Source organism: Microbacterium yannicii, assembly GCF_024055635.1.
Taxonomy (GTDB): domain Bacteria; phylum Actinomycetota; class Actinomycetes; order Actinomycetales; family Microbacteriaceae; genus Microbacterium; species Microbacterium yannicii.
This window is the reverse complement of sequence record NZ_JAMXMB010000036.1, coordinates 396,320-422,863: the sequence shown is the minus strand read 5'-3', so window position 1 is coordinate 422,863 and position 26,544 is coordinate 396,320. Positions and strand designations below refer to the sequence as shown.

Sequence of the window (26,544 nt, the reverse complement as noted above, 5' to 3'; positions counted from 1 at the left end):
GAGCGAGCGAGGAACGAGCGAGACGAAGCGCAGCCCCGACCCCCGGTCGCTGAGCGAGCGAGGAAAGAGCGAGACGAAGCGCAGCCCCGACCCCCGGTGGCTCAGGCCGCGGCAGGACCGGTGGAGGCACGCAGCACGAGCTCGGGCTCGAAGAGCAGCTCGTCGCCGGGCTCCGTCGTTCCCGCGATCTGCGAGAGCAGCAGGTCGATCACCGTGCGCCCCATCGACTCGATGGGCTGGCGCACCGTGGTCAGCGGCGGCTCGGTGCAGCTCATGAGGAACGAGTCGTCGAACCCGACGACGCTGACGTCGTCGGGCACCCGCAGGCCGTGCCGGCGGGCCGCGCGTACGGCTCCCAGAGCGAGGGGATCGCTGGCGCATACGATCGCGGTGGCGCCAGCGGCGAAGAGGCGGGATGCCCCGGCCTGGCCGGATTCCAGCGAGTAGAGGCCGCGTACCACGAGGGCGTCGTCGAGGGGGGCACCCAGGCGCTCCAGCAGCGGGCGGGCGGCGGCGAGCTTGCGCTGCGAGGGGATGTGGTCGAGCGGTCCGAGAAGCATGCCGATGCGGCGGTGACCGAGCTGGTGCAGGTGCTGGATCGCCTGCTCCGCGGCCGCGCCGTCGTCGGTGGACACCGTGGCGAAGTCGAGGGCGTCGATGCGGGCGTTCACCAGCACGGTGGGCAGGTGCACCTGCCGGAGCCGCTCGTAGTGCTCGTGCGCGGCATCCGCCTGGCTGTAATTGCCACCGAGGAAGATGACGCCCGACACCTGCTGCTGCAGCAGCAGGTCGATGTAGTCCGACTCGGTGATGCCGCCGGCGTTCTGCGTGCAGAGCAGTGGCGTATACCCGTTCTGCGTCAGACCGCCGCCGATGATCTCGGCGAGCGCCGGGAAGATGGGGTTCTGCAACTCGGGCAGCACGAGTCCCACGAGCCGCGCCCGCTCGCCGCGGAGCTTGGTGGGGCGCTCGTACCCGAGCACGTCAAGCGCGGTCAGCACGGCTTGGCGGGTGGCGTCCGACACCCCGGGTTTGTCGTTGAGCACGCGGCTCACGGTGGCCTCGCTGACCCCGACCTTGCGCGCCACCTCGGCGAGACGCTTCGACATGCGCTCAGTGTACGCAAGAATTTGCATGATCGCGCAAGTCCACGCAAACGCGATCGGGTCGACGGACAAGGCCACGACCGCTGCACTTTCCTGCGAGCGCTCCGCCGCGCGACGCAGCGCTCGCAGGAGACTGCAGCGCTCGCCCAGGCCCACATCGGACCCGTTGTCAATGCCCGACGCGGGGCGCAGCCCGGAGAGAGGATGGTGCCGTGTCCCGACCCTCCATCGTGTGGTTCCGCGACGATCTGCGCCTCGCCGACAACCCGGCGCTGCGGGCGGCGCTCGACCGCGGCGAGCCGGTGATCGGGCTCTACGTGCTCGACGAGGACGGCCCCGGCATCCGCCCGCTCGGCGGGGCGGCACGCTGGTGGCTGCACCACTCGCTCGCATCTCTCGGCGAGCGGCTGCGCGAGCGCGGCGGCACCCTGGTCCTGCGGCGCGGTCCGGCCGATCGCATCGTGAGCGAGACGGTGACGGATGCCGCAGCCGGCGCCGTCTTCTGGAACCGGCGCTACGGAGGACCCGAGCGCGAGGTCGATGCCGGCCTCAAGGCGGCGCTGCGCGCCGGCGGTATCGAGGTCTCGTCCTTCGCGGCCTCGCTGCTGTTCGAACCGTGGACCGTACGGACGGGCGCCGGCACACCGTTCTCGGTGTTCACCCCGTTCTGGCGCGCGTGTCTCGCCCTGCCCGGGCCGCGCGCCCCGCTCGCGGAACCGCGGGAGGTCGGCGGGCCGCACCGGGCTCCGGCATCCGATTCGCTCGATGATTGGGAGCTGCTGCCTACCCGGCCGGACTGGGCGAAGGGACTGCGCGAGACCTGGGAGCCGGGTGAGCCCGCCGCGCGCCGGCGACTGCGCGAGTTCCTGCAGGAGGACCTCGCGAACTACGACCGCGCCCGCGACGAGCCCGCGGCCGGCGCGACCTCGCTGCTGTCGCCCCGCCTGCGATGGGGAGAGCTCAGCCCGCACACCGTCTGGCACGAGACCGTCGAGGCGGGCGCCGGAGGGAGGTTCCTCTCGGAACTCGGCTGGCGGGAGTTCGCGTGGCACGTCCTGTTCCACCACCCCGATCTCGCGAGCCGCAACCTGCGACCCGAGTTCGACGCGTTCCCGTGGCCCCATCTCAAGCCCACGCACCTCGCAGCGTGGCAGCGCGGCCGCACCGGACTCGCGCTCGTCGACGCGGGCATGAAAGAGCTCTGGCACACGGGCTATATGCACAACCGCGTGCGGATGGTGGCGGCATCCTTCCTCGTCAAGAACCTCCTCATCGACTGGCGGCGCGGCGAGGAGTGGTTCTGGGACACGCTGGTCGATGCCGACGGCGCCAACAACCCGTTCAACTGGCAGTGGGTCGCGGGCTCGGGCGCCGACGCGGCGCCGTACTTCCGCATCTTCAACCCGCAGCTGCAGGCGAAGAAGTTCGATCCCGACGGGCACTACGTGCGTGAGTGGGCGCCGGAGCATCTCGGAGAGCACCCTCCCGACCCGCTCGTCGATCTCGGTGAGACGCGGAAGGCCGCACTCGCCGCGTACGAGCGCGTCAAGAGCGCCTCGCGGACCTGACCGACGCCGGGGTCAGGATGTCCTTCTACGTCGGGGCGAGGAATGCGCGCGGCGGTCGCCCGGTTGCCGACCTTCATGACAACGATCGGAATCATCGGTGCAGGACACATCGGCAGCGCGCTTGCTCGCGCCTTCTCAGGACTCGGCTACGACGTCGTGATCGCCAACTCACGCGGACCCGAGAGCCTCGCCGACCTGGTCGCCGAGCTCGGACCGAAGGTCACGGCCGCGACGGCAGCCGACGCAGCAGCCGCGGGCGACATCGCCGTGGTGACCGTGCCGCTCAAGGCACTGAAGGACGTTCCCGTCGAGCCGCTCGCCGGGAAGATCGTGCTCGACACCGTCAACTACTACTTCGAGCGCGACGGGCACGTCGACGCGCTCGACCGCGGCGAGGCCACCACCTCCGAGCTCGTGCAGGCACATCTGCCGGCATCCAAGGTGGTGAAGGCGTTCAACCAGATCCTCGCCTCCGAGATCAACACCACCGGGCTTCCGGCAGGCGACCCGAATCGCCGCGCGCTCGGCACGGCGAGCGATCACGAGGACGCCGTGGAACTCGTCACCGGCATCTACGACGCCCTCGGGTTCGACAGCGTCAGCGCCGGTCCGCTCAGCGAGTCGTGGCGTCTCGAGCGCGACCGGCCCGCGTACACGGCACGCCAGACCGCGGCCGAGCTCCGCGAGAATCTGGCAAAGGGCAACCGCCTCCCCTGACCCCGCGCGTACCCCGCGGACCCCTTGCGCATTTTGGCGACTCGCCACGAAGCGCATCCTGGGCCCACGGATTCTGGCGACTCGCCAAAATGCACGCCCGCGGAGGCGCCGAACGCAGGCCCCGCGCGTTCTTGGCGACTCGCCACAAAGCGCACACGGGGCCCACGGATTCTGGCGACTCGCCAAAATGCGCGCCCGCGGAATGCACCGAACACAGGCCCCGCGCTTTCTTGGCGAGTCGCCACAAAACGGGCAGGGGGCTCACGGATTCTGGCGACTCGCCAAAATGCGCGCCTGCGGAATGCACCGAACACAGCCGGGGTTTGCATCCGGTGATGAACGATGCAAACTCCGGCCCGTCCGCCCTGTCCCTTTCCGTCCTGGACCTCGTTCCGGTGCGCACCGGCCAGACGAGCGCGCAGGCGGTCGCGGCATCCCTGTCCGTCGTCGACGCGGCCGACCGGCTCGGCTACCGGCGGTACTGGTTCGCGGAGCACCACAACATGCCCGCGGTCGCCTCCACGACGCCGCCCGTGCTGGCGGCGGCCGCCGCCGCGCGGACGTCGCGCATCCGCCTCGGCTCGGGCGGCGTCATGCTGCCCAACCACTCGCCGCTCGTGGTCGCCGAACAATTCGCGGCCCTCGAGGCGCTCGCCCCCGGTCGGATCGACCTCGGCCTCGGCCGAGCGCCGGGATCCGACCCGGTCATCACGCAGCTGCTCCGCCAGAGCGGCACCACGAGCGACGTCGAGCGCTTCCCCGACCACGTGCGCGACATCATGTCGCTCGTCGCCCCTGACGGAGCCTCGCTGCGCTTCACGTCGGGCGGCACATACGACGTGCACGCGACGCCCGCCGCCACCACCACGCCCGAGGTGTGGCTGCTCGGCTCGAGCGATTACTCGGCGCAGCTCGCGGCATCCCTCGGCCTGCCCTACGTCTTCGCGAACCACTTCTCGGGCGAAGGGCTCGAGCGCGCACTCGACCTGTACCGGACGGCGTTCGTCCCGTCCGAGACGCTCGCCGCGCCGCGCACCTTCCTGACGGCCAACGTGCTCGCCGCCCCGACGGCCGACGAGGCGGAGGCGCGGGCGCTGCCGAACCTGCGCATGACCGCGCGGCTGCGCACCAACAAGCCGCTCGTCGCGCTCGAGACCGTCGAGGAGTCCCTCGCCGGTGCGGCGGACTTCGCCGGCCTCGGTGACACGTTCATGGCCTCGGCGCGTGCGAAGTGGTTCGTCGGCACGGCCGCGGCCGTGGCATCCGATCTCCGCGCCTTCGCCGCCCGGCACGGCGTCGACGAGGTCATGATCTCGCCGATCGCCGGATCGTACGAGAACGAGCCGATGGATGCCGCCCCCGGCCGTGTGCAGACCCTCGAGCTGCTCGCCGCCGAACTCGGCCTCGCCTGAGGCCACGCGGCGCGCCATCGGGCGCCGAATCGGCGGCTACTCCCCGAGCAGTCCCAGTTCGATGGCGCGGCCGACGGCCGCCGAGCGGCTTCCGACCCCGAGCTTGCGGTAGATCGAGCCGATCTCGGTGCTCGCCGTGTTGCGCGAGATGAACAGGCGGCTTCCGATCTCGGCCACCGTCAAGTGGGTCTGGAGGTAGGGAATCAGCCGCATCTCGGCGGGGCTCAGCGGACGCACCCCCATGGCCCACTCGTCGCCGACGATGCGGCGGAACTCCGCGGTCTGCTCCGCGAGTCGCTCAAGGTGCGGCCGCCGCCCCAGGATGTCGTCGATCTCGCTCAGCAGCTGCGCCACGGACGCGCGATCTCCGGTCGCGGCGAACGCCATCGCCAGCTGCAGACGCGAGCGGATCGCCACGAAGGGCATCGCGTGGGTGCAGTCGATGCGCGCTCTCATCGCGCGAGCCAAGAGGCGGCTCATCGCCGCGGTGTCGCCCCGCCGGAGCGCGACCCGGGCACTCACCGCCAGCGCGAGCGTGATCGTCGGGTAGCCGTCGAGCTGCGACCCGTCGACGATGGCCATGGCGTCGTCGGCATGAGCGGCGGCGGACTCGAGCGACCCGTTCTCCAAGGCCAGTACCGCGAGCTCGGCGTCGCTGAGGATCGCCGCGACGGTGTTGTTCGCGGCGTGGGCATGTGCAGACGCCTCCAGGAAGACCTGGCGTGAGGCGGCGGCATCCCCGGCGAGCACGTGGGCCGTGCCCAGAAGGTACAGGGCGGGACCACGCCATCTGCTGTGTCCCGATTCGAGGGCGACAGCCGACTGGGCGTCCTCCAGCAGCTGGGCGGAATCTCGGGCGCACATCGCCACGCCGATCATGGCGCGCGCCGACCGCGCAGCCGACGCATCCTCGGGCGACTGGCCCGACGACGCTTCCCCTCCCAGCGCCGCAGTCCACTTCTCGGCTGCCGCCGAGCTGCCGCGGAGCATCGCGATCCACGCCGCGATGGCCAGCACGCGAGACGACATCGCCTCGCCGCCGGCCTCGAGCTCGGACAGCCACCGATCCACGACCACCACGCGCCCGCTCTGGTAGACCGGCATCGCCAGTCCGACGACGAGCTCTCCTGCCTGCGGCAGATCGCCGGCGGCGAGCCGATGCTCCACGGCCAGTTCGGGCGATCCGTTCCGCTCGAGCCATTCCGCCGCCCGGCGGTGCAGCGGCGCCACGGCTGCCGGCTCGACTCGGTGAAGTTCGGAGAGCAGGAACGCCCGGAACAGGTCGTGGTAGCGGAACCACCGGCGTCGCCGGTCGAGGGCCACGACGAAGATGTTGCGAGCCTCCAGGTCGTGCAGGACCGCGAGAGAGCCGTCGCGCTCCAGGACGGCGTCGCACAACGGCCCGGAGAGCTGATCGAGCACAGCCGTTCGACGAAGGAACTCCCGCACCTCGGTGGACAAGCCTGTCAGCGCCTCGTTGTAGAGATAGTCCGCGGCGAACGCGCCGTCCCGGGTCAGCTCGGAGATGTCGGCGCCGGCATGAACCGCCAGCGCGCACAGGCGCAGACCCGCCGGCCACCCTTCGCATCGCTCGACCGCCGCCGTCAGCTCGTCGTCCGAGATGACGGCATCCACACCGGCGAACATGGTCCGAGCAGCGTCGGCATCCACGCGCAGATCGTCGGGAACGATCTCGAAGACCGTCCCCGCCGCACGGAAGCGGGCGAGGAAGTCGTGCTCGTGCCTGCTCGCGAGCACGATCTGCGAGCCTGCCGGCATTCCGGCCAGCATCACCTCGAGCACGTCGCGGCAGGCAGGGGACGCCGCCGTGTGCACGTCGTCGACGAAGAGCACGAAGGGCGCAGGCGCCTGGCGGAGGACTGCCGCCAGCAGCGGAGCCGACCGGCCGAGCACACCGGCGCCACTGCCGCCCAGCTGCTGCGCCACCGCGCCGGCATGCGGTGAAATGTCGTGACACGCCGCGGCCAGCAGTTCCATCAATGCCACCGGGTCGTCGTCCAGGGTGTCGACAGTGGCCCACGCCACCGCCCGGTCCTCGATAGCCGCCCACTCCGCCAGCATCGTGGACTTGCCGTAGCCGGCGGGTGCGGTCACCGCGACGATCCGGGCATGCGGCGCACGCGCCCGTTCGATCAGCGCTCGGCGGCTCACCGCGTCCGGCTGCGGCATCCTGACCATCGTCTTCGTGCTCAGGAGGCGCGCGCCCGGCGCCCGCTCGGCCGACTCGGTTTCAGTGGACGAGTCGGACACGGCTACAGCATAGCCAGCGGCGATGGCCGCGCCGGCGGCCGCGGCCGGATGCCGCCGTGCTCACCCGCGGGCGACGTGAGCCCGGCGCGCGAGCGTGACTGCGCCGGACGCGGTCAGTCCTGCAGCTCGGGCTCGCCGGAGATGAGGCCCCGCAGCCAGTCGCGCGCCTCGACGAAGACGTCGTCGGCGTACCGCTCCGGGTAGCGGACGACGGCCCGGTCGGCCCGCGGGTACGAACCGAGGAAGGTGACGCGCGGGCTGAAGCGCCGCAGCCCCATCAGCGCATCGGCCATGCGCTCGTCTTCGAGGTGCCCGTCGGCATCGACCACGAAGCGGTAGCGGCCGAGCTCGTCGCCGATCGGGCGGGACGCGAGCAGCGACAGGTTGATGCCGCGCGTCGCGAACTGCTCCAGCATCTCGAGCAGGGCGCCGGGATGGTCGTCGGGCAGCTCCACGATGAGGGAGGTCTTGTCGGCGCCCGTCGGCGGGGGCGGCGGCACGGTGCGGCTCACCAGCACGAACCGCGTCACCGCGTGGGGGTTGTCGCCGATGTTAGAGGCGAGCAGCTCGAGCTCATGGTGCTCGAGGATCCCCGGGGGTGCGATCGCGGCATCCGCGTCGCTCGAACCGTCGAGAAGGCTCATCGCACTCGCGACGTTGCTCGCGGCGGGCACGTGCGCGTGGGCCGGCAGGGAGGCCGTGAGCCACTGCAGGCACTGCGCGTAGGCCACCGGGTGCGCCGCGATGAGCGACACGTCCTCGAGCCGCGCACCCGGGCGCCCGACCAGCACGAATTCGACCGGCACGAGGTACTCCCCCACGATCCGGAGCCCGGGCACCGTCGCGAGGGCGTCCTGCGCCGTCGACACCCCGCCGTCGACGGAGTTCTCGATGGCGATCATCGCGGCATCCGATCGGCCTTCGACGACATCTGCGAGCGCCTCGCCGACGTTGCGGACTGACCGCCACTCGTGCCCGCGCGCCTCGGGAACCTGCGCGAGCGCCGCCTCGGTGAACGTGCCGGCCGGACCCAGGTAGCTGTAGGTGCGGCGGACGGGAGCGGATGCCTCGACGGCGTCGACCTCGGAAGTCACGCGTGCCAGCCTAGCCCGGCACCTGCGGCCCGGCCCGCAGGCCGGGGCGCCGTCTGCCCCGCGTACCGTACGCAGGATCGAAGGGCCGGACGCGGCGCCCCGGCCCCGTGATTCCGAGGCGGATGGGTGCGCGGCGAGGGTCCGCTCCTGAGAACGGTACGGCGCACGAGCGTCATCGGCTGTGCGCGACGCCCGGCGGGAGGGCAGACTGGACGCATGAGTCGCGCAGGACAGCCCGCCGAAGCATCCGACCTCATCGACATCGATGAGGTGATCTCCGCCTATTACGACATCGCCCCGGATCCGGCCGTGCCCGAGCAGCGCGTCGCGTTCGGCACGAGCGGGCATCGCGGCTCGTCGCTGTCGGCCAGCTTCAACGAGACCCACATTCTCGCCACGACCCAGGCGATCGTCGACTACCGCCGGTCTCAGAACATCGAGGGGCCGCTCTTCCTCGGCCGCGACACGCATGGGCTGTCGCTTCCGGCCGAGCGCAGCGCCATCGAAGTGCTCGTCGCCAACGGCGTCGATGTGCGGGTGGACGCCCGCGATTCGTGGGTGCCGACGCCCGCGCTCAGCCACGCCATCCTCACCTACAACCGCGGGAAGGATGCCGCCGACCCGAGCCGCTCCGACGGCATCGTGGTGACACCGAGCCACAATCCGCCGCGCGACGGCGGCTTCAAGTACAACCCGCCGAACGGCGGACCCGCCGACACCGACGCGACCGGCTGGATCGCCGACCGGGCCAACGAGCTCATCGCGGCGAACCTGGAAGGCGTGGCGCGGACCCCGTTCCGCGACATCGACGCCGACACGCTCGGCGAGTACGACTTCCGCGATGCGTACGTGCGCGACCTCGCGAACATCATCGACATGGAGGCGATCCGCCGCGCGGGTGTGCGCATCGGCGCCGACCCCCTCGGCGGCGCGTCTGTCGAGTACTGGGCGCTCATCGCCGAGGTGCACGAGCTCGACCTCACGGTCGTGAACCCCGACGTCGACCCGACGTGGCGGTTCATGACGCTCGACTGGGACGAGAAGATCCGCATGGACCCGTCGTCGCCGTCGGCGATGGCCGGCCTCATCGGCCGTCGCGACGAGTACGACATCCTGACCGGCAACGACGCGGACGCCGACCGCCACGGCATCGTGACGCCGGACGCCGGGCTGATGAACCCCAATCACTACCTGGCCGTCGCCATCGACTACCTGTACTCGCATCGACCGGAATGGCCGACGGATGCCGCGGTCGGCAAGACCCTCGTCAGCTCGATGATCATCGACCGCGTGGCCGCATCGCTCGGGCGGCCGCTGCTCGAGGTGCCCGTCGGCTTCAAGTGGTTCGTTCCCGGCCTCCTCGACGGATCCGTCGCCTTCGGCGGCGAGGAGTCCGCGGGCGCATCGTTCCTGCGCCGCGACGGGAGCGTCTGGACCACCGACAAGGACGGCATCCTGCTGTGCCTGCTCGCGGCCGAGATCCTCGCGGTGACCGGCAAGACGCCCTCGCAGCGCTACGCGGAGCTCGAGGCCGAGTTCGGCGCCTCGGCGTACCAGCGAGTGGATGCCCCGGCTTCCCCCGCCCAGAAGGCCGCGCTCGGAAAGCTGGCGCCGGAGGCGGTCACCGCGACCGAGCTCGCCGGAGAGCCGATCACCGCCAGGCTGTCGCACGCGCCCGGCAACGGCGCGGCGATCGGCGGACTCAAGGTGCAGACCGAGCACGCGTGGTTCGCCGCGCGCCCGTCGGGCACCGAGGACGTCTACAAGCTCTACGCCGAATCGCTCCGCGGACCCGAGCACCTGGCACAGGTGCAGGCCGAGGCTCGCGAGGTGGTGTCCGAGGCCCTCGCCGGCGCCTGAGACGCGGTCGCCGAGCGCGCCCCGGTCCTGGTGCTGCCCGTCGGTCCGAGGCGTTTCGTCTCGGTCGCTGGCGCTCCCTCGCTCAACGACCGAAGGTCGAGGTCCGGTCGTTGAGCGAGCGAGGAACGAGCGAGACGAAACGCGCCTGACGTCGCGAGGCCGGGGCGTTTCGTCTCGGTCGCTGGCGCTCCCTCGCTCAACGACCGAAGGTCGAGGTTGGGTCGTCGAGCGGGCGCGGAACGCGCCTGACGTCGCAAGGCCGATGCATTCATTCCGGTCGTTGAGCGAGCGAGGAACGAGCGAGACGAAACGCGCCTGACCGCAGGCAGAAGAATCGCCCGGACCCACGCGAGGGACGCGCGGATCCGGGCGACGGTTTGTGCCCGCGGGCCGGTCAGGACCGGGTGACTCCGCGGCGACGCGTGAACAGCACGTACAGGCCGAGCACGATGATCGAGCCGAGGATGGACCCGATGATGCCGGCCGGCTGCAGGAAGCCGCCGTTGGGGTCGCTGCCGAAGAGCAGGAAGCCCAGGAAACCGCCGACGAACGAGCCGACGATTCCGAGGACGATCGTCAGCAGGATGCCCATGCTCTGCTTGCCGGGAATGATGGCGCGAGCGATGAGACCGGCGATGAGGCCGATGATGATGAGGCCGAGGATTGTCCAGAGCATGTGATCTCTCCTTTGTCTCGTGGACACCGCGGGGGGTGCGGTGTCTCGGTTGAGATGACGATGACGTTAGCGCGGGCACGATCTGCGAAGCGCCCCCTACCGTTCGAGCGCAAAACGCGCTATACACGCGAGCTTCGCCGCGTCTTCTGACGATAAGACCCTCGGGGAAGCGTTTTCCTGCACTCTCCGGCACAATGGACGAGTGACCCACCTCACGCTGCGCCGCGACGACACCCACCTGACCGTGACGACGGGCGGGGTCGACATCGCGCGGTACGCCTTCGATCCCGGCGGGGCGCTGTCGGAGGGCCCGAAGCCCTTCCTCCACCCGCTCCGCACGCTCGACGGCGCCCCGCTCACCGCGTACCGCCCGTGGGACCACCGCTGGCACAAGGGACTGCAGATGACGTGGACCCACGTGTCGGGACAGAACTTCTGGGGCGGCAACACCTTCCGCCCGGAGACCGGCGACTATGCGCTCCTCGACAACGTCGGGCGCATGCGTCACGACGGCTTCACGGCGATGGTGGATGCCGGCGCCGCCGTGTCGTTCACCGAAGAGCTCACCTGGATCACGCAGGCCGGCGAGGAATGGGTGACCGAGACCCGCAGCCACCGGTTCCATGGTGTCGACGCCGAGCGGGGGCTGTGGCTGCTCGACTTCTCCACGACGCTCCGCAACGTCGCCGGCCGCGATCTCGAGTTCGGCAGCCCCACCACGCAGGGTCGGCCGAACGCCGGTTACACCGGGTTCGTGATCCGGATGCCGCGGGCGTGGACGGGCGGCCGCGTCCTCGCCGCCGGGCTGCCCGACGACGCCGGCGCCGACGCCGTCATGGGCCTCGACTCTCCGTGGGTCGCCCTCTCCGGTGAGCACGACGAGTTCGACGGCGGCGGCACCGTTCTCGCGTTCGCGGGCACATCGACCGGCGCCCCCGCGATCCGCTGGTTCGTGCGCAGCGAGCCGTTCCCGATCATCGCGCCCTCTCCGTCGTTCGACGAGCACATCGTGCTCGCGCCGGGCGCCGAGCTCTCGCTCGCCCACCGACACGCCTTCGGCGAGCGCATCTGGACGCCCGCCGAGACCCGCGCCCTGGCGGCCGAGCTCGCCCCCTGACGCGACAACACGTCGACGCAGGTTCGGCGCGTTTCGTCTCGCTCGTTCCTCGCTCGCTCAACGACCGGGCGGGGTGGGTTCGCCGCAGATCCGGTTGACCTGTCGAAGCCTCGCCCGGGAGGCGTCACGCGTCGTCTCGCCGGCGCTCGCTCAGCGACCGGCATGAAGCTCCGGTAACTGAGCGCAGAGCGCCGGCGGCGAGACGGATGGCGCGTCAGGACGCGGCGGTGACCTCGAAGGCGGCGCGGACCGGCAGGTCCCAGGCGGAGCGGCCGGCGGCGAGGACGTACGACCCGTGCTGGACGCGGAGGGCGCCGGCATGGAGCCAGTCGTCCACCGCGCCGGGAAGGCGCGCATCGTCGTCCCACACCGCGAGGCGGTCGGGCGAGAACGACAGCTCGACGTCGGCGGTCTCGCCGGGCGCGAGCCGCACCCGGCGGTACGCGACCAGGACTCGGCGCGGCGTCGGAAGAGCGAACCCCTGCCCCGGCAGCGCGTACAGCTGCACGAGCTCTTCGGCGTCGCGGTCGCCGGTGTTGCGCACCCGCACCACCGCCCGCACGACGGCCTCGTCCGCGCGCGGCGCGAAGCCGGCATGACGGTGCGTCGGCGCAGGCGCCGCGGTCGCGGCATCCGCCGTCACCGACTCGTACGCCACCGACGAATAGGTGAGGCCGTGGCCGAACGCGAACGTCGGCGCGTCGGCCTGGTGCCGATAGGTCGCGCCCTGGCGCAGCGTGTCGTAGTCGAACAGGTCGCCGGCCTGCTCCTCGGTCGCGGGCCAGCTCTGCGACAGGCGTCCGTACGGCTCGCGGTCGCCCGCGAGCACGTCGATGACGCCGTGGCCGAGCTCCTGGCCGCCGTGGCTCGACCACACGACGGTGGCGGCATCCGTGTCGTCCAGCACATACGGATAGCTCGACACGACCGTGAGCACCGCGCGAGGGTTCGCGTCGCGTGCGACGCGCCACACCTCGGCGGCTGCGGCGGGCAGCCGCAGGTGCGGCCGGTCCTCGGTCTCGCGGCCTGCGAGATGCGGGTCGTTGCCGACCGCGACGATGACGGCGTCGGCGCGTGCGGCCGCGTCGGCGACCGCGGAGGCGCCCGAGCGCACGACGCGTACGCCGAACCGTTCGGCGTTCTCGAGCGTCACCGCCTCCGCTGCCAGGAGGCCCGAGTCGCGGAAGGTGCGCACCCAGCGGCCGGAGCCGAGGTGCAGCAGCGACCACGAGCCGTCGGCATGCAGATGCCGGCGGAAGCTCTCCTGCACGACCCAGCCGCCGACGCGGGCGGCGTCCGCGCGCATCGGCCACGCTCCGCCGGTGAGCAGCAGCCCGCTCGCGTGGGAGCGGAGGGTCAGGATGCCGTCACCCCAGTCCGTGACGTCGAACAGCGCCTCTTCGCCGACGGTGTCGGCCGACGCCTCGACGACCGCCCCGTCGGCCGCGGCGACGACGTACCGGCCGTTCGACGCCGCGCGGAGCGCTACCGTGTCGGCGCCCGTGACCACCTCGGCCTCGCCGAAGCGCTCCGCAGCCGCTGCGCCGATCCCCACCGCGTACGGCGGGGTGCCCGCGTACCAGTCGGTGAGCACCAGGTCGGCGAGCGGTCCGACGACCGCGACCCGGCCGGCGTCCGAGAGTGGCAGCACCCCGTCGTCGTTCCGCAGCACGACGACGGAGCGCGCCACCGTCTCTCGGGCGAGCGCGCGCGCCTCCGGCGCGTCGATCGCCTCGACGCCGATGCCCGCGTAGGGGTCGTCGGCGCCGTCGAATTCACCGGTGCGGATGCGCAGCTCGAGCAGGCGCACCACCGCCCGGTCGATGTCGTCCGTCGTGAGGAGCCCGGCGGCCAGCGCCTCGCGCAGGTAGCCGATGGTGGGCTCCGCGTCGGCCTCGTTGTCGGTGAACGAATCGAGGCCCGAGCGCACCAGTGCCGCTGCCGCGTGCACGTGGTCGGGCTGTGCGCGCTGAGTGGTCACGAGGAACGTCGGCGCGCCGGCATCCGATACCACCGCGATCGACTCGTCGGACCACGAGCGCGCTTCCGCGACGAGTTCGGGCTGCGTGTGCGCCGGGACGCCGTTGACCTGGTTGTAGGCGAGCATGATGCCGCCCGCGGCACCGGCCTCGAGAGCTTCGCGGAAGGCCGGCAGCTCCTCTTCGTGGAGGGTGCGGAGCGACATCTCGGAGGACGTCGTGGAGCGGTCGGTCTCGTTGTTGTAGGCGAGGAAGTGCTTGAGGGCCGGCACCGTGCGCCACACACGCGGGTGCTCTCCGCGCAGTCCCCGCGAGTAGGCGGTGCCGAACTGCGCGGTGACGTGCGGGTCTTCGGAGTAGCCCTCCTCGTTGCGTCCCCATGCCGGGTGCCGCAGCGTGTTCACGACCGGCGCCCAGACATTGAGGCTCACCATCGGGTTCTCGGCGCGCTTGGCGCGCACCTCGACCGCGGCGACCTCGCCGACCTGGCGCACGAGCTCGGTGTCCCACGTCGCGGCGAGGCCGACGGGCTGCGGGAACACCGTCGCGCGCCCGAGCCACGCGACGCCGTGCAGCGCCTCGCAGCCGGTGTGCCAGGCCGGGACGCCGAGCCGCTCGATCGCGGGGGCCGCCTGGTGCAGCATCGCGATGCGCTCGTCGGGCGTGAGCCGATCGAGCAGGTCGCGCGCCCGCACGGCCAGCGGCTGGTCGACCTGCCGGAACACCGGCTCGTCGACGCGGTGATCCCCGATCGGCTGCGCCGCAGCATCCGTCAACGTCTCATTCATCGCTCATCCTCCTCGATCTCGATGCGCACCTCTCCGGATGCTTCGGCCCGGGCGATGCGCTCGCCCACCTGCAGCGACCAGCCGGCGTGGGCGTCGTCCGACGACGCGATGATCGCAGTGCCCTCGCGGCGGACGCGGAACGTCGTGGCGCCGACGCCGTCGATCGACCCCTTGGCATCGTGGCCGGGCACCCTCGTCACCGCGTCGTAGCCGTCGGGCAGCTCGAAGCAGCGCAGCGTCACGCCGTCGGCCCAGTCGTAGTCGGGACGGCTGTCGTCGGCACCGAAGGGCAGCACCGTGCCGGGACGCACGCGCAGGGGCACCGAGTCGTAGGCGTGGGTCTCGGCCAGCCAGCGCCGGCCGTCCACGACGGAGCCGTCGATGAGCGAGGTCCACTGCCCCTCAGGGACGTAGTACTCCACGGTGCCGTCGGCGGTGAACACGGGCGCCACCAGGAGGGCGTCGCCCAGCATGTACTGCGTGTCGGCGTCGAAGCCCGAGCGGTCGCCGGGGAATTCGAGCACCATCGGCCGCATCATCGGCGTGCCCTCGTGGTGCGCCTGCTCGGCGGCACCGGCCAGGTACGGCATCAGGCGCATCTTGAGCTTGGTGAACCTGCGGGCGATGTCGACGGCCTCCTCGTCGAAGGCCCAGGGCACGCGCACCGACGACGAGCCGTGCAGGCGCGAGTGGGACGACAGGAGGCCGAAGGCGAGCCAGCGCTTGAAGAGGCCCGGATCGGGCGTGCCCTCGAACCCGCCGATGTCGTGACTCCAGTAGCCGAAGCCCGACATCGCCAGCGACAGGCCGCCACGGAGGGACTCGGCCATCGACAGGAACGTCGAGTCGTTGTCGCCGCCCCAGTGCACCGGGAACTGCTGCGATCCCGCGGTCGCGGAGCGCGCGAAGACGACAGCGTCGCCGGCTCCGTGGTGCCGCTCCAGCGCACGGAACACGACCTCGTTGTAGAGCTTCGCGTAGTAGTTGTGCATGCGGTGCGGGTCGGAGCCGTCGTGCCACACCACGCCCTCGACCGGGATCCGCTCGCCGAAATCGGTCTTGAAGGCGTCGACGCCCTGATCGAGCAGACCCTGGAGCTTCGCGACGTACCAGTCCGCGGCATCCGGGTTCGTGAAATCGACCAGGCCCATGCCGGCCTGCCACATGTCCCACTGCCACACGCTGCCGTCGATGCGCCGGAGCAGGTAGCCGTTCTCCGCCGCCTCCCGGAACAGCGCCGACCGCTGCGCGATATACGGGTTGATCCACACCGAGACGTGCACATCCCGCTCGTGCATGCGGGCGATCTGGCCGACCGGGTCGTGGAAGGCGCGGGCGTCCCACTCGAAGTCCGTCCACTGGTACTCCCGCATCCAGAAGCAGTCGTAGTGGAACACCGACAGCGGGATGTCGCGCTCGGCCATGCCGTCGACGAAGGCGCTCACGGTGTCTTCGTCGTAGCTGGCGGTGAAGGATGTCGTCAGCCAGAGCCCGAACGACCACGCCGGCACCCGCGCCGGGCGCCCGGTGAGGGCGGTGTAGCGGCGCAGCACGTCCTTCGGCTCGGGTCCGGCGATGACGTAGTACTCGAGCGATTCGCCGTCGACCGAGAACTGCACGCGCGAGTTGACCTCGCTGCCCACCTCGAACGAGACGTTCGCGGGGTTGTCGACGAAGACGCCGTAGCCGCGGCTCGTGATGTAGAACGGCACGTTCTTGTAGGCCTGCTCGCTGGACGTCCCGCCGTCGGCGTTCCACGTGTCGACGGCCTGGCCGTTCTTCACGAACGCGCCGAACCGCTCACCGAGGCCGTAGACGCGCTCCCCCGGCTCGATCGTCAGCTGCTGGTGCACCCACGTCGGCTGGCTGCCCCCGGCGGCCGTGCCGGCGGTGCCGGCCGTGCCCGGGGTGCCCGCGGTGCCGTTCTTGCCGCTGGTGCCGGTGAAGTGGCCGATGGAGCGCGGCAGCGAGCTCGTGAGCACGCGCCCCTCGCTCTCGAAGTCGATGCGCCACTGGCCGGCGGCGCGCGAGACGCGCGCCGTCAGGGGTCCCGCATGGAGGACGCCGGCCTCGTCGTCGATCGCGATCTCGGGGCGGAAGCCGTCCTCGCCGAACACCTCGAAGTCGGGGCCGCGGTGCACGGCGCCCGCGTGCCGCTCGAGCCGCACCTTGACCACGCCGGGCGCCGGTGCGGACAGGGTCGCCGTGAGCATCGCGCGGTTGAGGGTGTCGCCCCGGTCGCGGATGACGGCGGTCGGCGCGTAGACCGTCATGGTCCCGGCCGCCTCGTCGTGGCGGATGTCGTCGACCTCGACCGCGTACAGCGGGGCGAGTCCGGGCCTCGTGAGCCAGTAGCCATCGGTGAACTTCACTCTGCGTGCCTTTCGATGAGCACCATGGCGGCGCCGGGGGCCAGGGTGACCTGGCCGTCGACATCCGCGTCCGACAGGAGATCCCGGTGGGGCCCGGGCACGGCCACGTGCCGTGTCGCCCCACCGTGGTTGAGCAGGAAGAGGGCGTCGCCACGGCGCACAGCCTCGACGTCTTCGGGAAGGACGCCGCCGGGCAGCACGCCGTCGCCGAGCACGCCGGTCACGGCGGCCGCGCCCAGCGCGTCATCGAGGACCGCCTCGAGAGCGGCATCCGACATGACCGCTCCGAGGTACCAGGCGCTGCCGTCCCCCACCCGGTGCCGCGTGATGGCGGGGGCGCCCGACAGGTGGCCGTCGCCGAAGCGCGCGAGCACGTCGGCGCCGTCGGCGCGCAGGCGTTCTCCGAGGATGGATGCCGCGGCCGCCGCCGGCGCGGTCGTCCAAGACGATTCCGGAGTGAGGGGCGTCGGAGCGTCCGGCAGCCCCACCCATTCCTCGCCGCTCACACCGAGGAGATCGCGCAGCAGCACCGGCGAGCGCCCGGTGAGGATGCCGGCGTTGGCGTCGGCGACCCCCGAGAACGGCCCCACGACGAGGCTCGCACCACGCTGGACCGCCGCGCGGAGGGCGGCTGCGGCATCCGTCGCGATGATGTACGAGTGCGGCACCAGCACCGCGGCATAGGCCGAGAGGTCGGCGCCCGGCTTCACGAGGTCGACGGCGATGCCGCGGCGCCACAATGCGCGATGCCATCTCTGCACCTGCTCGAGCGTGCGCAGGCGCTCGGTCGGCCGGCCCGGCTCTTCGGCGGCCCACCGCGAGGGCCAGTCGAAGAGCAGGGCGACGGATGCCGCGACCCGCCCGCCCACCACGCGCCGGAGCTTCTGCAGGTCGGCGCCGAGGGCGCACGCGCTCGCGAACACCTCGGTGTCGGCGCCGGCGTGCGGCAGCAGGGCGGAGTGGAAGCGCTCGGCGCCGGTGCGCGCCTGGCGCCACTGGAAGAAGCAGATCGCGTCGGCGCCGCGCGCGACGGCCTGGAGCGAGTCGAGGCGGGCGCGATCCGTCGTCTTCGGCAGGTTGTGCGGGCGCCACGAGGTGGCGCTCACCGACTGCTCCATCAGCACCCACGGCCGTCCCTCGCCGAGCGAGCGCATGAGGTCCTGCACGAGGGCGATGTCGGAGGACGCGTTCGCGGCGCCGTGGTCGGGGTACTGGTCGTCGGCGATGACGTCGACCTCGGCGGCCCACTCCCAGAGGTCGGTGAGCGGCTCGAAGCCCATGAAGTTCGTGGTGACCGGCTGCGTCGCGCCGGCCTCGCGGATCGCGTCGCGCTGCTCGGCGAACACTCGCTGCAGCGCCCACGACGTGTAGCGCCGGAAGTCGAGCGACTGCGCAGGATTGACCAGGTACGGCGTGCGGCGCGGCGGCAGGATCTCGTCGAAGTCGCGATAGCGCTGGGACCACACGAGCGTTCCCCACGCGTCGTTGAGCGCCTCGATCGTGCCGTGGCGCTCGCGCAGCCACAGCCGGAACTCGCGGGCGGCCTCGTCGCCGAAGTCGATCTGGCCGAACTCGTTGCCGACGTGCCACATGCGCACGGCCGGGTGATCGACATACCGCTCGGCCATCGCGGTCGCGATCGACAGCGCGTGCTCGCGGTAGACGCGCGATGCCGGCGTGAACTGGTTGCGGGACCCGGCGACGAGGCGAACGCCGTCGGGATTCACCGGCAGGGTCTCGGGATGAAGGATGCCGAGCCACGGCGGCGGCGAGGCCGTCGGCGTCGCGAGGTCCACGGCGATGCCGTGCGCGTGCAGCAGGTCGAGCACCTCGTCGAGCCACGCGAAGTCGCGCTCACCGGGCGAGGGCTCCAGACGAGCCCAGCTGAAGACGCCGACCGTCACCAGGTTGACGCCCGCCCGGACCATGAGCTCGGCATCCTCCTGCCAGATCTCGCGCGGCCACTGCTCGGGGTTGTAGTCCCCGCCGAAGCAGAAGCCGAGCTCGCCGGCGAGTTCGCCGAATGCGTCGACGCGGCGCGGGTGCGGGGTGGCGGCCATGAAGCGGGAACCTCTTCGCTGAGTTTCGTTCGTGCAGATCGGTCGGACGGAAAAGCGGTCTCGGACTTTCGAAGCGCTTCAACACCGAGAACATATACTAAGGGTGTGACGATGTCCACGCGCCGCGACGATGCGGTCGACCAGCCCCTCGCCGGAGCCCTTCACGAGCTGCGCGACTCCGCTCCCGCGGCGCGCTGGCTCGAGGCGTATCCGGTCGGCAACGGCATGCGCGGGGCCATGTGCGCAGGGCTCGTCGGCGGCGAGAAGCTGTGGCTGAACGACATCACGGCGTGGTCGGGGCGTGCCGACGCCGATCCCCTCGCCGGCGTGACGGCGCGTGGTGCCGAGGCGATCGCGGCGATTCGCGCCGCGATCGACGCCGGCGACCTCGACGCCGCGGAGGCACTCCTGCAGGGGATGCAGACGCCGTGGGTCCAGGCCTACCTGCCGCTCGGCTGGGTCGAGGTCGAGGTCGAGGTCGCGGACGCCGACGCGGCGGCGCGTTTCGTCTCGGTCGCTGGCGCTCCCTCGCTCAACGACCGGGATCGGGACCGCGAGCGAGACGAAACGTCCCCGGACAGCCAGCACCCGGTCGTTGAGCGAGCGCCCTTCGACAGTCTCAGGGACCGCGAGCGAGACGAAACGCGCCGCACCTTCCTGCGGCGCCTCGACCTCGCGACCGGGGTCGCGACCCACTCGTACGACGGGATCACGCACCGCACCTGGGCCGACCTCGTGACAGGGCTGATCATGCACGAGATCACCGCCGAGGAGCCGGTCACGGTGCGACTCGGCGTCGGCTCGCTGCTGCGGGCGAGATCCGTCCCCGCAGATGTGGGCGGCGACCTCGTCACGCAGTGGTGGCTTCCCGTCGACGTCGCGCCCGGGCACGAGCAGCCCGCCGAGCCGATCCGCTACGACGAGGCGACCGGACGCCACGGCGCGATCGTCGTGCGCTCGCTCGGCGCGGCCGGGGTGACCGACGGCGTGCTCAGCGCCTCCGCCGCCACGACCCACCTGTTCGCGATCGCCACGGCCACCGCCCCCTCGCTGCCGGGCGAGCCGGCCGACGACCGCGGTGCGCTGCACCGTGCACAGGACCTGCTCCGCGGCATCCCGGCCCCCGCCGATGTCACGACCGCTGCAGCTGAACTGCTCACCGCCCACACCGCGGCCCACGGCGAGCTCTACCGCCGGTGTGTGCTCGAGCTTCCGGCTGCGTCCGGCTCCGACAGCGTCGACACCGTCGAGCGCGTGCGGCGCGCGCAGGAGCGCGACGACCCCTCGCTCGCGGCTCTCGCCTTCCACTACGGGCGCTACCTGCTGCTCGCGTCGTCGCAGCCGGGCGGACTCCCGGTCACGCTGCAGGGCCTGTGGAACGCCGAGCTGCCGGGTCCGTGGTCGAGCGCCTACACGCTCAACATCAACACGCAGATGGCCTACTGGCCGGCCGAGACGACGGGGCTGGCCGAATGCCACGAGCCGCTGCTGCGGTTCACGCGCCGGCTCTCCGAGACGACCGGCCCCGTCGTGGCCCGTGAGCTCTATGGCGCCGACGGCTGGGTCGCCCACCACAATTCGGATGCCTGGGCGCACGCCGCCCCCGTCGGCGCGGGTCGCGGCGACCCCGCGTGGGCGAACTGGTCGCTGGGCGGCGTCTGGCTCGCACTGCACCTGTGGGACCACTACGCGTTCAGCGGCGACCGGGATTTCCTCCGGGACGAAGCGTGGCCGGTGCTCTCATCGGCCGCGGCCTTCGCGCTGTCGTGGATCCAGACCGACGGCGAGCGCGCGTGGACCAGCCCCTCCACCTCGCCTGAGAACCATTACCTCGACGCCGATGGCCGCGAGCGCGGCGTCGCGGTCACGGCGGCGATGGACGTCGCGCTGCTGCGGGAGCTCGCCGCCGTCTGTCGCGCCGCTTCCGAGGCGCTCGGACCCGGAGCGCCCGAGGCGCTCGGCAACGAGGTGATCGGCAGCGCCGTGCTCGACAGCCAGCGGGCGTGGCTCGCGGAGCTCACCGCGCGCACCGGCATGCTCCCGGCTCACGGTGTCTCAGCCCGCGGCGACCTCCTCGAGTGGGACCGCGAACGCGCCGAAGCCGAGCCCGAGCACCGCCATCTCTCCCACCTCGTCGGGCTGTTCCCGCTCGCCCAGATCACGCCTGAGACGACGCCGGGACTCGCGCGCGCGGCATCCGAGTCCATCCGGCTGCGCGGCCCCGAGTCGACCGGCTGGGCGCTCGCGTGGCGCGCGGCGATGCAGGCGCGGCTCGGCGACGGCGAGGCAGTGCACGCCCAGCTGCGGCGGGCACTCCGGCCCGCCGAGGGGGGCGGGCGCGGAGGACACGACTCCGCCACCGCGGCGGAGCATCGCGGCGGCCTGTATCCGAACCTGTTCAGCGCCCACCCGCCGTACCAGATCGACGGCAACCTCGGGCTGACCGCGGCGATCGCCGAGGCGCTCGTGCAGTCCTTCCACGAGCCTCTCGAGTCCGGGTCCAGCGACGTCGGTGCCCCGCCGGGTCCCGCCGACCGCGCCCGCGTGCGGCTGAAACTGCTGCCCGCGCTGCCGCCGCAGTGGCCGGATGGCGCCGTGCGCGGCATCCGTTCCCGAGGGGACGTGTCGGTGGACGTCGAATGGGCCGCCGGGCGGCTGGTGCGAGCGCGGCTTCGGGCCGGCGCGCGACCCGCGACAATGATGGTGCACGGGCCGGACGGGTCGCTCGGCACATACGAGCTCGCCCCCGGAACCACGCGGGTGATCGATGCAGGAGAACGGGGAACCTCATGGTGACGATCGCGGACGTCGCACAGGCGGCAGGCGTATCGATCTCGACGGTGTCGTACGTCATGAGCGGCAAGCGGGCCATCTCGCAGGAGACGCGCGACCGCGTCGAGAAGGCCATCGACCACCTCGGCTTCAGCCCGCACGCCGGCGCTCGCTCGCTCGCGTCGCGGTCGACCAATGTCATCGGCCTCCAGGCGCCGCTGCGCACCGGCGTCGACGTGCACGTCGTCATGCAGATCGTCACCGGGGTCGTCACGCAGGCGCGCAAGCACGGGTACGACATCCTGCTGCTCGCCAGCGACGACGCCAAGGCGCTGCAGCGTGCGGCGAAGGGGTCGATGGTGGACGCGCTGCTGGTGATGGATGTCGAGTCCGACGACCCCCGCATCGACACGCTCTCGGGCCTCGGGCATCCGAGCGTCCTCATCGGCCTGCCGGTGGGCCGTCGGGCGATCCCGTGCGTCGACTTCGACTTCGAGGCGGCGGGCTGGCTTGCCGTGGACCGCCTCGTCGCGCTGGGACACCGGCGCGTGGCCCTCATCGGCTCGCCCCCCGAGGTCATGTCGCGCCACACGTCCTACGCCGACCGCCTCGCGCGCGGCTTCCTGGCCGCCTGCGAGGCCAACGGCGTGACGGGCACCGTGCACGCGTGCCCGAGCAGCGCGGAATCGGTCGCCACGGTCGACGCGGTGATGACCGCGGACCCCGACATCACCGGGTTCTTCGTGCACAACGAGGGCGCTCTGCCCCACGTCGCCACGACCATCGCACAGCGCGGTCACGCGCGCGGCGACGACCTCGCCGTCGTCGCGCTGTGCCCGGACGACGTGGCCCGCTCCGTCTCGGGCCTCGCCGACAGCATCGCGGTGCCGGCGGAGGCGATCGGCGCGGCGGCGACCGACATGATCTGCGAGATCCTCGCGAACGGCACGAAGCCTGCGGTGCGGCTGCTGCCGCCCCTCCTGACCGGTGCACCCGCGGCCTCATGACGGCGATCGGCGCGCACATCCCGAGGCCCGGGCAGCGGGTGGCCCGTTGATGAGGATCGACCCCGACAGCCGCACCCTCGGCGGCTTCTCGACGTTCCTGACGTTCGTCGCGCTCAACCTGCTCTACATCGTGCTGTGCCTGCCGATCGTCACGATCGGCGCCGCCACCAGCGCCCTGTACGAGGTGACGATCCGCTACTCCGACGACGAGAGCGGCCGGCCGTTGAAGGACTTCTTCCCCGCGTTCCGCACGAACTTCGGGCGGGCGACCGTGCTGATGCTGTGCCTGCTCGCGCCGGCCGCCCTCCTCGGGTTCTCGAGCGTGTTCTGGTTCGCGCACCCCGCGCTCTTCGCAGGGGTGGCGGGCGTCGTGGCCGTGATCGGCGCGGTGTATCTGTTCGCCGCGTTCCTCTACGCGATGGCCCAGGTGGCGTACTTCCGCAACACGGTGGGCCAGACGCTCAAGAACGCGCTGCTGCTCCCGGCGGCCGAGCCCGTCCGCACGCTCGGCGTGCTCATCATCCCGGTCACCGCCGTGGCCATGATGATCCTGTTCCCGCCGGCCGCGATCCTCGTCGGCACGATCGGCTTCTCGGTCGGCGCCTACGCCACGGCGTTCCTCTTCCGCAACGTCTTCACGCGCCACCTGGCCTGAGGCGACGCGCGACGGTCGGGCGGCGGGCGGCCGATCGTCGGCCCGGTCGTCACTGCTCCGGGTCGTCGCCCGGGGTCCGCTCCGCCGGTCGTCGGCCCGCCGAGGCGCGCCCCCTGTGTCGTCGAGACCGGGGATTCTCCGCGGAACCCAGGACCACACCCTCGGTCTCGGCGAGAATCCCTTGTCTCGACGGATGGCCGGCCCGCCCCGCAGCGACCGTCCCAGGACGGACCCACACGGATGCCGCGCCCGGCGCCCGAACGCAGAGCCACCGCTCTCACCCCCCAGGGGACGACGAAGGGCTCGGGATGCGGCATCCCGAGCCCTTCGCGTCACGCGGGGGTCAGCCGGCGAACTCCTCCGTCACGGCGACGCGCGCGTCGTTCTGCGACTTCGCGTTGTCCATGTCGAACTCGAGCACCTGCTCGTAGCCCAGACCGTTCGCCGTCTCGATGAGCTCGTCGCGGAGCGACTCGAACTGCGCCTCGCTGTCGGCGAAGACCATCTGCCACGAGAGCTGCTTGATGATCTCCTTGACCTGGTTGCGGAGCGTCTCGATCTCGGAGGTGTCGGCAGGGGCGGCGTAGCTCGCACCCGGGGCGACCAGCACCTGGTCGTTGGTCTGCAGGTACTCCATCGTCGAGGTGACGTCGCCCATCTTGGCCGACCAGTCCTCGGTGAGGGGGTTGGCGATCGACGCCTGGTACGTCGGCCAGAACGTGTAGCTGTACGGCAGCCCGGTCTCGGCGTCGACCTCGATCGGGAGGACCGCGCTCAGGTTCAGGGCCGAGACGCCGTCGGCGTAGTCGCCGCCGCCCCACTCCTCGGGAACCGTCGCCCCGCCCTCGAGGAAGACCTGGTTGCCGAACTCGGTCAGCTCAGGCTCACCGGCATCGTTGACGTCCCAGGTGAGACCCTGGGGGCCGGCCGACGCACCGGTCTGGCTGCTGTTGGCGTACGCGCCCTCGGCCGAGTAGAGCCAGTCGATGAACGCGGCGATGCGCTCCGGGTCTTCCGCCTTCGAGCCGATCGCGAACACCTGCTTGCCGCCGTAGGCCTCGGCACCGTACGAGAAGATCTTCTGGTCTTCGAGCGGGACCATCTCGAAGCCCTTGCCCGCGGCCATATTCTCTTCGGTGTTGTACGCCGACTGGCCGAGCCACGGCCACCACGAGAACAGCACCTGCCCGTTCTGGAACTTCGAGAACAGGGTGTCGTAGTTCTGCGTGGTCGACTCGGGGTCGACCAGGCCCAGCTGGTTGGCGTCGAAGTACAGCTTCAGGTTGCGCATGTACTCGCTGTCGGGGTCGAGGATGCTCTGGTAGTCCGAGCCGTCGGCCTTCGCCAGCACGAAGCCGATCTCGTCGTAACCGTAGAAGCAGGCGGGCTGCTTGGCGGTCACCATCATGTTGCCGTCCCAGTCCTTGAACAGCGAGAAGGCGTAGGTGGGCTGACCGTTCTCGGCGGTGGGGTGCGCCGCCTGGATGTCGGCGAGCACCGGGAGAAGGTCTTCGAGGGTGCCGATCTGGGGGTAGCCGGCCTCCTTGTAGTAGTCCCAGCGCAGGTAGGGACCGAAGGTGGGGTTCAGGCCCTCCGACGGTTCCGTGGGCTTGAGCGAGGAGACGGCCGACGGGAATCCGTAGACGCCGTCCTTGCCGTCGTTGAGCTTGTCGACGGCCGCGTCGAAATCGGCGAGGTTGTCCATCGCGCCGACGTAGTTGGACGAGTCCTGCACCAGGCCGCCCGCGATGAGCTCATCGAGCTTCTCGCCCTTGTCGGTGATGATCAGATCGCCCAGATCACCGGCCGCGACGCGGGTGTTGTAGAGGGTGTCACCGCCGCCCGCGACGTTGGGGGCGATGATGTTGAGCTTCATGTTGAACTTGTCTTCGACGATCTTGGCGAACCAGCCCTGCTGGATGCCCATGTAGTTCGCGAGACCGTCGAACACGTCGATCGTGATCTCCTTGTCCCACTTCTCGGGGAACTCGTCGATCGCCCCCTGCTCGGCGCCGCCCGCGCTGCAGGAGGCGAGCGAACCCGCCGCGAGCAGCGTCACGAGCGCCAGGGACACCTTCTTTCGAAGCTTCATTGCTTTCCTTTCTTGGTGGTGCGTAGCCGCCGTCAACCCTTGACGGCGCCCAGCATGATGCCCTTCACGAAGAAGCGCTGGAACAGGGGGTAGATGAAGATGATGGGCAGCACGACCAGCACCGAGACGGTCATGCGTATCGAGGTCGGCGTCTGCTGGGTCGCCACCCCGGCGATCTGCCCGAGATTGCCGCCGGCGTTCTGTGCGGCCTGGGCGAGGCTCGACGCCTGGTTGATGAACATGTAGAGCAGGTACTGCAGCGTGTACAGGCTCTGGTCGGTGATGTAGATCAGGGTGTCCTGGAAGCTGTTCCACTGCGTGACCGCGCTGAAGATCGCGATCGTCGCGAGGATCGGCGTCATGTTGGGCAGGTACACGCGGAAGAACACCTGCAGGATGTTGGCGCCGTCGACTTCGGCGGCCTCCTGCAGCTCTCGCGGCATCGACTCGACGTAGGTCTTCGCGAGGATCACGTTGAACGGCTGAACGACGAACGGCAGCACGTAGACCCAGAAGTTGTTGGTGAGCCCCAGCGTCTTCATGATGATGAACACCGGGATCAGGCCGGCGCTGAAGTACATCGTGATGATGAGGAACCGGTACCAGAACTTGCGGCCCCACATGCGGGTCTGCGTGAACATGAACCCGAGGAACGCGGACGCGAGCACCGTGAGCGCCGTGCCGATCACGGTGCGCCCGATGCTGACCACGGCCGCCATCGGCAGCCCGGGCAGCTGGAACACCTGACCGTAGTTGGACAGGTGGAACCCGACCGGCCACAGGCGCACGTCGCCGAGCGCCGAGACGTCGTTGGCACTGACGGAGTTGATGATCAGGTAGTAGAAGGGGTACGCGCAGATGAGCGCGAACACCAGGAAGAGCGCGTAGTTGCCGATGCGGAACAGGATGTCGCCGACCGAGGCCCGATAGCGCGCCGAGGTGTCGCCGCGCTTGGTGGTGGTGAGCGTCTTGGTCATCGTCGTCGTCATGGCCGGCCC

General features: G+C 71.1%; 17 protein-coding genes. 8 read left to right on the top strand and 9 right to left on the bottom strand.

Annotated features, from left to right (window positions below):
* Nucleotides 1–101 precede the first annotated feature (101 nt).
* Nucleotides 102–1,109 carry a LacI family DNA-binding transcriptional regulator gene (locus tag NCG93_RS16280; protein ID WP_194412804.1) on the bottom strand — a complete coding sequence of 336 codons (1,008 nt, stop codon included), beginning with the start codon at nt 1,107–1,109 and terminating at the stop codon, nt 102–104.
* 209 nt (nt 1,110–1,318) lie between these two features.
* On the opposite strand from NCG93_RS16280, the gene NCG93_RS16275 reads away from it, so the two are divergent.
* The 3 genes from NCG93_RS16275 (at nt 1,319) to NCG93_RS16265 (ending at nt 4,803) form a co-directional block, all read left to right on the top strand.
* Nucleotides 1,319–2,674 carry a cryptochrome/photolyase family protein gene (locus NCG93_RS16275; protein ID WP_194412803.1) on the top strand — a complete coding sequence of 452 codons (1,356 nt, stop codon included), beginning with the start codon at nt 1,319–1,321 and terminating at the stop codon, nt 2,672–2,674.
* A 75-nt stretch (nt 2,675–2,749) separates the two neighbouring features.
* Nucleotides 2,750–3,391, top strand: a complete 642-nt coding sequence (locus NCG93_RS16270) for an NADPH-dependent F420 reductase (RefSeq protein ID WP_194412802.1) — start codon at nt 2,750–2,752, stop codon at nt 3,389–3,391.
* A gap of 335 nt (nt 3,392–3,726) precedes the next feature.
* The gene (locus NCG93_RS16265) at nt 3,727–4,803 is read left to right on the top strand and encodes an LLM class flavin-dependent oxidoreductase (protein ID WP_194412801.1); all 1,077 of its coding nucleotides are present in this window, start codon (nt 3,727–3,729) and stop codon (nt 4,801–4,803) included.
* A 36-nt stretch (nt 4,804–4,839) separates the two neighbouring features.
* Here the strand turns inward: NCG93_RS16265 and NCG93_RS20395 are convergent, their stop codons facing one another.
* Nucleotides 4,840–7,074, bottom strand: coding sequence for a winged helix-turn-helix domain-containing protein (locus tag NCG93_RS20395; protein ID WP_194412800.1), 2,235 nt, complete (start codon nt 7,072–7,074; stop codon nt 4,840–4,842).
* Between the two features lie 113 nt (nt 7,075–7,187).
* On the bottom strand, nt 7,188–8,168 hold the full coding sequence (gene pheA / locus NCG93_RS16255) for a prephenate dehydratase (protein ID WP_194412799.1): 981 nt from the start codon (nt 8,166–8,168) through the stop codon (nt 7,188–7,190).
* Between the two features lie 216 nt (nt 8,169–8,384).
* Here pheA and pgm point away from each other — a divergent pair, with 216 nt between their 5' ends.
* Nucleotides 8,385–10,028 (top strand): phosphoglucomutase (alpha-D-glucose-1,6-bisphosphate-dependent), encoded by a 1,644-nt coding sequence (pgm, locus tag NCG93_RS16250; protein WP_194412798.1) that lies wholly within the window; start codon nt 8,385–8,387, stop codon nt 10,026–10,028.
* 394 nt (nt 10,029–10,422) lie between these two features.
* Here the strand turns inward: pgm and NCG93_RS16245 are convergent, their stop codons facing one another.
* Nucleotides 10,423–10,704, bottom strand: a complete 282-nt coding sequence (locus NCG93_RS16245) for a GlsB/YeaQ/YmgE family stress response membrane protein (RefSeq protein WP_194412797.1) — start codon at nt 10,702–10,704, stop codon at nt 10,423–10,425.
* 202 nt (nt 10,705–10,906) lie between these two features.
* Here NCG93_RS16245 and NCG93_RS16240 point away from each other — a divergent pair, with 202 nt between their 5' ends.
* A complete protein-coding gene (locus NCG93_RS16240; protein WP_194412796.1) occupies nt 10,907–11,821 on the top strand; it encodes a DUF6807 domain-containing protein in 915 nt (304 codons plus the stop codon).
* A 214-nt stretch (nt 11,822–12,035) separates the two neighbouring features.
* Here NCG93_RS16240 and NCG93_RS16235 read toward each other — a convergent pair whose 3' ends face one another.
* The 3 genes from NCG93_RS16235 to NCG93_RS16225 are packed head-to-tail and all read right to left on the bottom strand — an operon-like array spanning nt 12,036 to nt 19,020.
* Nucleotides 12,036–14,588: a glycoside hydrolase family 3 C-terminal domain-containing protein gene (locus NCG93_RS16235; RefSeq protein ID WP_194412795.1), complete on the bottom strand. Its 2,553-nt coding sequence runs from the start codon at nt 14,586–14,588 to the stop codon at nt 12,036–12,038.
* Entirely contained in the window at nt 14,585–16,960 is a 2,376-nt protein-coding gene (gene yicI, locus NCG93_RS16230; protein WP_194412794.1) for an alpha-xylosidase, read from the bottom strand. Before yicI ends, NCG93_RS16235 begins: the two co-directional genes overlap by 4 nt.
* Entirely contained in the window at nt 16,957–19,020 is a 2,064-nt protein-coding gene (locus tag NCG93_RS16225; protein ID WP_194412793.1) for a beta-galactosidase, read from the bottom strand. Before NCG93_RS16225 ends, yicI begins: the two co-directional genes overlap by 4 nt.
* A gap of 111 nt (nt 19,021–19,131) precedes the next feature.
* On the opposite strand from NCG93_RS16225, the gene NCG93_RS16220 reads away from it, so the two are divergent.
* The 3 genes from NCG93_RS16220 to NCG93_RS16210 are packed head-to-tail and all read left to right on the top strand — an operon-like array spanning nt 19,132 to nt 23,454.
* Nucleotides 19,132–21,816, top strand: a complete 2,685-nt coding sequence (locus NCG93_RS16220) for a glycosyl hydrolase family 95 catalytic domain-containing protein (RefSeq protein WP_194413747.1) — start codon at nt 19,132–19,134, stop codon at nt 21,814–21,816.
* Entirely contained in the window at nt 21,810–22,799 is a 990-nt protein-coding gene (locus tag NCG93_RS16215; protein WP_194412792.1) for a LacI family DNA-binding transcriptional regulator, read from the top strand. The genes NCG93_RS16220 and NCG93_RS16215 overlap by 7 nt, the downstream gene beginning before the upstream one ends.
* 49 nt (nt 22,800–22,848) lie before the next feature.
* Nucleotides 22,849–23,454 carry a YesL family protein gene (locus tag NCG93_RS16210; RefSeq protein WP_194412791.1) on the top strand — a complete coding sequence of 202 codons (606 nt, stop codon included), beginning with the start codon at nt 22,849–22,851 and terminating at the stop codon, nt 23,452–23,454.
* Between the two features lie 343 nt (nt 23,455–23,797).
* Here the strand turns inward: NCG93_RS16210 and NCG93_RS16205 are convergent, their stop codons facing one another.
* Together NCG93_RS16205 and NCG93_RS16200 are read right to left on the bottom strand one after the other, a co-directional pair.
* On the bottom strand, nt 23,798–25,546 hold the full coding sequence (locus tag NCG93_RS16205; protein WP_194412790.1) for a type 2 periplasmic-binding domain-containing protein: 1,749 nt from the start codon (nt 25,544–25,546) through the stop codon (nt 23,798–23,800).
* 32 nt (nt 25,547–25,578) lie between these two features.
* Nucleotides 25,579–26,535, bottom strand: coding sequence for a carbohydrate ABC transporter permease (locus tag NCG93_RS16200; RefSeq protein ID WP_206687293.1), 957 nt, complete (start codon nt 26,533–26,535; stop codon nt 25,579–25,581).
* Between the last annotated feature and the right edge of the window lie 9 nt (nt 26,536–26,544).